Source organism: Campylobacter sp. 2014D-0259, assembly GCF_008000505.1.
Classification (GTDB): Bacteria; Campylobacterota; Campylobacteria; order Campylobacterales; family Campylobacteraceae; genus Campylobacter_D; species Campylobacter_D jejuni.
On the sequence record NZ_VOAQ01000015.1, the window covers coordinates 1 to 6,509 of the forward strand.

General features: G+C 29.6%; 2 protein-coding genes and 2 pseudogenes. All 4 read right to left on the reverse strand.

Features of this window, described 5'->3' with window-relative positions:
• Positions 1-32: 32 nt before the first annotated feature.
• Positions 33-1,763: a ShlB/FhaC/HecB family hemolysin secretion/activation protein gene (locus SR63_RS03135; protein ID WP_147498355.1), complete on the reverse strand. Its 1,731-nt coding sequence runs from the start codon at positions 1,761-1,763 to the stop codon at positions 33-35.
• Positions 1,764-1,958: 195 nt separating this feature from the next.
• Positions 1,959-2,099, reverse strand: a pseudogene (locus SR63_RS08745) (hypothetical protein).
• Positions 2,087-3,790, reverse strand: a complete 1,704-nt coding sequence (locus tag SR63_RS03140; RefSeq protein ID WP_002865998.1) for a filamentous hemagglutinin N-terminal domain-containing protein — start codon at positions 3,788-3,790, stop codon at positions 2,087-2,089. The pseudogene SR63_RS08745 and the gene SR63_RS03140 overlap by 13 nt, the downstream one beginning before the upstream one ends.
• Positions 3,791-3,886: 96 nt before the next feature.
• Positions 3,887-6,458, reverse strand: a pseudogene (locus tag SR63_RS03145) (hypothetical protein).
• Between the last annotated feature and the right edge of the window lie 51 nt (positions 6,459-6,509).

The window sequence follows — 6,509 nt, forward strand, 5'->3', positions numbered from 1 at the left end:
CACCCTTAGCAAGAAAAACTTCTTGCTAAAACTCAAAAATACTTCCCAAAGCTTACATAAGCTTTAGAACTATAATCATCATCTAGTTTATATTTCTTTAAAGCTCTAGCTAAATCAAGCTTAACATAAAAATTCCCTGTTTTATTATAAAGTAGTTGTAAACCATAAGCATCCATATAGTTTGTATAAGAATCATTCTCATACCAAGAATAACCTATATCATAAAAAGGAGTGATATAAAAATCTTTTAAAGGAGTAGCCATTCTAAGTCCAAAGCTAGCCACTACAGCATTATCTCCTTCTCCATCTCCATTATTATAAGCCCTTACTCCATAAGGACCTCCTAAAGATATGGTTTCACTACTATCTAATGTAGCTCCATTGATAACTTGTTGATAATTTAAGCTAAAAAGATGAGTAAAGGTGTCATTAAAGAAATAAGCATTGTTAAGATTGACATTAAGTTTAGCAAATTTTCCAAATTCTACTCCACCTACTTTGCTTGTTCCTATACCTACTATAGTCATACCTTCATCTTTAACATTACCATAGCTTACATTAGCACTATAAGAAAAACTATCATTGCTAATGCCATTATAAACTCCTTCTATACCAAAGCTTATCGTATCAGAGCTTTTATCAAAGGTTAAAATATCAAATTTAGAATCACTAAGTTTTTTATGATAATAGCTTGAAGTTAAATAAAAAGAATTATAAGTCGTAATCCACAAAGGATATTTTAAATCTATACCTAGATTTTCAGAAGTTCCTATAAAGTCAAATTCTCTCCAAATTCCCCCTAAAGCATAGTTTCCTTTAGAATAACTTGGAGTGATTTTTAAATTCCCTAAGAAAGTAGTATAGCTTATACCATAGTTAGTTTGTGCTTCATCGCTTCTTTGCAAATAAGCATTAAGACTATCTCCTTGATGAGCTATGTTATTAAAACTCATACTAGCACCACCCCTATATCTGCCTGATTCTTTTATACCGTAATTATCCCCATAAAACAATACAGAAACAAAGCTATCACTAGGGGTAGTTTCTATCACTACATCTGTTTCACCTGGATTATCTCCTGCTTTTAAAGAAGCAAGGGTTTGCATGCCATACATTTCATTGACTTTATAAACCGCATCTTCTACTAATTTAGTAGTGATGATTTCACCTTTGTGATTAGGTAATTTACTTTCTATAGCATAATCTCTTACACTAGAATTGTTTTGAACCACATATTTACCTAAAACACCTAAGGTGATATTGATTTGAATTTGATCTTTTAGTTCTTGTTGTGGGATATAAGCTGTAGCAGCAGGATAGCCACTAACTTGAACATAATAAGAAATAATATTGGCTATATCTTGTAAGTCTTGAACTGAAATACTTTCTTTTTTGTAATCGTTTAAGGCTTCTTGTAAAACTTGCTCATCTAAACCTAGATCTTTAAAGTTTATGTTTTTATTGGTAATATGAAAGCTAAAGCTAACTTTATGAATTGATTCTTCTTTAGAAGTATTTTTTAAAGAAGGAGTGTTTGAATTTGGGGTTTTAGTTTTTAAAGTATTATCATTAGACAAATTAGGTTGATTTTTTTGAGTGTTGTTATTATCTTTTTGAGTGTTTTTCTTTGTGTTGATGGTTTTTGAATTATTATCATCACTAGTATTAGAATGATCTATGATAATCACTCCATCTTTTACTTTTAAAGTGTTATTGTAGTTTTTTAAGTTAGCATCTTCTTTATAAGGAGATTGTTCTAACATTTGTATGGTTTTTTTATTATCTTTAGTATCACTAGCATAAAGGCTTAAGATAGCTAAACTAGATAGTAAGATAATGCGTTTCATTTGTGTTTTTCCTTTTTAATGATTTCATAAGAGCTTGTTTTATAGATTTAGTTTTTAATCTTTTTTATTTTTTGCTTTTTCTGTTTTTATTTTTTCTTTCTTTTTATCTTTTTATTTTTCTTTATTTTTTGTATTTGTTTGATTGATTATCAATCTTTTTTGATTTTTAATCTTTAAATTTTGTTTGTTTTATTAATTTTTAACAAGATCCAAAAGGCTTTTAACCTTTTGGATTTTAATCATCTTGAGCAAGGATTTCCTGCTTTAAAATTATCCGATACTATACAAGCATTACCACTTTCTTGAGTACTGGCTTCATCTATACTTGCTTGTTTATCATCTTCATTGATATTTGGATCTTCATCTGTAGTTTGCATAAGCAAAGCTGTAGCAATGTCAGGTTCTTGTTGTCCTATGGTATCATTTGGATTGTTATTAGAACCGTTGTTATTACCATTGTTAATATCACCTGAATCGGTTCCATCGTTTCCGTTGTTGGAACCACTATTGTTATCATTAGGCTTGTTAACAGTTTTATAATCTGCAAGATATTCTCCATTAACTGTGAGTTTATAACCATCTATGCTTACACTTGCTAAAGTTTCATTAGAACTTTTTAAGCTAGAATTATTGCTTGCTGTAGTGCTTTCAAGGTTAGCTTCAGCATTTTTTAAATCATTATATGCTTTATCTAAAACAGTTTTTAAAGCAGTTATAGTTTCACTAGCATTGCTACCCGTTACTCCACTTAAAGCAGCATTGTATTTTTTCACTGCTTCATTGTAAGCATCTACAGCTTGATCGTAAGCTTTTTGAATATTTTTTTGTTGTTCGGTTATTTTAGGAATTTGAGAAAGAATTTCCTTTGTTTTAATAATGGCTTGATTAGCTTTTCCTAGATTACCATAAGAATTTCCCAATACTTCCTTTAAAGCGTTTGCAAATGTTGCATTATTGCTATCTTGAGTTTGTCCATATAAAGCAGTAATAAAATCCATACTTTGATTAATACTTGTTAATTCATCAGCTGTTAATATTTTTCCATCTTTATAAAATTTACTTAAGTCGCTAATATCAACACTAGAATTAAATTTCAAGTCATTAAATATAGAATTTAAAACTTCATTTGAGATGTTATCTTTAGCAACAAGATCACTAGTTTCTTTATAACCTATTGTGTCTGTCGGATCTCCTCCTGGTCCAGTTGAGCCTTTATTAGGTCTTATACTCAACATTACAGAGTCTTCTTTTTTTATTGTATTTGATGCAGGACCACGAATGACAAATATATCATTACTATAGACATCAAGATAGACGGTATTGGATTGTTCTTTTTTATTTGTAAAAATGAATTTACCATAATCAGTGCTACCATATTTCATATTTGAAACTTGATTGCCTACCATAACAACTCTTTCTCCTGCTGTTATAGTTCCTAAATTTATAACATTTCCTGCATTGGATTTAATTACAGGTGATGCTGTTGTCAGAGGATTTCCTTCAAATGCTGAAATTTTTCCATCTTTTGCAAACTCCTTCATCTCTTTATCCCCTATCGATGAAGCAGATAAAAACACTCTATTTGCATTAATACTTCCATCTTTACCCACTACTATACCATTAGGATTGATTAAAAAGATATTGTTTGTACCACCTTCTAGTGTTCCATCTATATGAGAGCTTTTAGAACCATAGACAATATTTAAGTAGTTATAGCCATTACCTTTAAAATTTACAGTTTCACCATTTGCTATATTAAAACCACCACCCCATTGGATAACAGAGTTTGTTTTACTTCCTGAGATATTCATAGTGCCACCACTAACACTTATACTTCCACTTGTTCCATGAGTGAACTTACCCCCACTTGGTAAAGCATAGCTTTGTGTAAAAAGTAAAGAACCTACAACTAAAGACAAAGAAAGTTTATTTAACTTTTTCATGACTTGCTCCTTTTTGTAAGATTAAGATTTAAGAATCTTTTGTTTATATTTATAAAAATACAAGCAAAAGATTCCTATCTTTAAGATAGGAATGATTTATTTTATCTTTGCGTAAATGCTTTTACCATCTTGGGATATTCTTACTTCATAAGAAAGTTTTTGTAAATTCATCTTTTTTAATCTATCTATAGAACTTAGTTTAAAATCTTCTTTGTTTTTTTGCATTTTTTCAATAAAGCTTTGAAGTTCTTCTTGATTTAAAGTATTAGAATTTTCATCTATAAAACCTTGCTCACTTTGTAAGATTAAGATTTCTTTATTTTTAAGGTAGGGGTATTGCTCTTTGAGGGTGTAAAGAGCTAATACTCCCTCGCTAGAAATATTAATAGGAGCATCGTATGACTTCAAAAAAAAAAAAAGGGGGGGGTTGTGTTGATTTTATTGGATACAATAAGATAATAATGCTCAAAGTTATTAATAATTCTAGCTTCAACTTTAGTATTTAAATCAGTCTATTGTTTTTACTTAAACTGATATCTGAAGGAGCTACAGCATTAGAAGCACTATTGCTATCTTCATAATGCACTAAAGCCCCTGCTAATATATCTATGAAAGTGTTTTTAAATATATTTAAATTCCCGCCTATATATAAGGTATTATTATAAGATTTAGCTTCACTTAAACCTGTAATGGCTGAAGGAGCTATAAAAATAGAATTGTTATTTTTATACTCATCAAGATTAAGATTGTTTATGATTAAGGTATTATCATGGGCATTGTTTGAAAGTCCAGCTATAATACTTAAAATTCCTTCTCTTTTATCTGAAGCTACACCAAATAAAGTATCATTGATAATGATTTTATTATAAGCTGCTTCATTGTAAGCCATAATCAAATAAGCATTATCAGCTGCATTAGAAGAATAGTTTTTTATATCTATGGTATTATGATTGGCTTTATCTAAAGCTCTTATGATGATTTTAGAACCTTTATCTATATTACTTGCATCGGTAATGCTTTGAACATTGTTGTAATTTATAGTATTATAAGAGGCTTCTTTAGCTTCTGTTAATACAGTTAGATTTCTAAAAGAAGCAAAGTCTTTAATCACTACTTCATTGTTATTAGCACCACTAGGATAAAAGTCTTGATTATTAAGAATGTTTTTCTTAGCTGTATAAATGTATACAGGTAAGGTTGACATAGAATTATTGATATAAACTTTATTATAATCCGCACTGCCTTCTAAGGTTCTAGCAGCTACAATATTTAAAGCATCTTTATAGCTTTGAGAAAGATCGGTTGTGGTAAGATCGTTTTTAATGTTAATGGTATTATGATTAGCTCCTTTAGTTGCAAAGCCACCATAAAAAGAATGTTGGTTATAACCTAAGAAGTTATTAGCGATTTCTAAAGGATGTTTTAATTCTATGTTTAAGGTATTATAATTTGCTTCTCCATTATTAGAAGCTCCTGCATAGAAGTTAAACAAAGCTTGAGCAAAAATGTTCTCATTGTTTTTATCTTTTTTTAGGTTTTTAATATCTTTTAAATTGATAGTATTATCTAAGGCTTGTCCTTGTTCGGTTTTTCCACCCCAAAAATCAGCAAATAAAACAGAATTATAAGCTAGGGGTTGTTTATCATGGTTCATATACATATCAAGATTAAAACCATCTATGTCTAAAAGGTTTTTACTGGCTTGAAAGTTTTTATCTGTTCCACTATCTATATAACCTGCGCTAATATGAGCAGCAGCTGAACTAGCATAAGCTTTGCTTGGACCATGGATAATCATATTAGCATCTTTGATAAAGATTTTATTGTTTTTTACATTACCTTGATAAGCTAAACCACCTACAAGGTGAGTGATTCTTTCATCAAAGGTATTATTACCATTTTTATCTTTTTTAGGTAAGGAAGTAAAAAACTCTACACTGCTACCTGCTTCTATATTTAAACTATTATTTGTAGAATCTCCATAAGTGGCTATAGCTCCGATTAAATAAGGAGCACCATTTAAGGCTAAATCATAAGTGTTCTCAACTCCCATACTAATATGAGCATCTTTTTGAAGTATGGTTTGGTTATAGCTTGCATTACCATAATGAGTAAAGGTAGAACTCATTAAGAAATTCATGCGTTGATTGCTTTTAGAATTACTAGGGTTTTTTATATGAGTATCTTTAGGTTTAAGATAAAAAACCGAACTAAGTTCTCCTTGTTCTAATATAAGTTTATTATAACTTGCATCAGCATGATCGGTTTTTGCTGTGATTAAAAAAGGAAGCACTTTAACTGTTTTTATACTATGATCGGCTGTATTAACACCATGCCTTGCTTTAAAAGAAAGAACTTCATCTTCTCTCATATCAGGAGTAAGTAAATAATGTTTAAAATTTAAATCGTTTATATTTGTAATATTTAGTTTAGGATTGTTATAAATTAAAGTAATATTGTTAATATCTTGTTTAGAACTCTTAGCATAATAATTTATACCTTGGAGTTTTTTATAAGTAGAATTGCTTTTATCATAAAGTTCGTTATCATTAAAATAATGCTCTGGAATATTGAAATTTCGATTGTCTGTAGTATTTGCTTGAGTGGCTGCAAAAGCGTTGATACTTAAGAAGGTAACAATAGAAAGTTTAAAACAAAATTTCTCTATACCCCGCCCCCGTGAAGTTAAAAAGCTTAATAGCTGGCATAGATGTCCTTG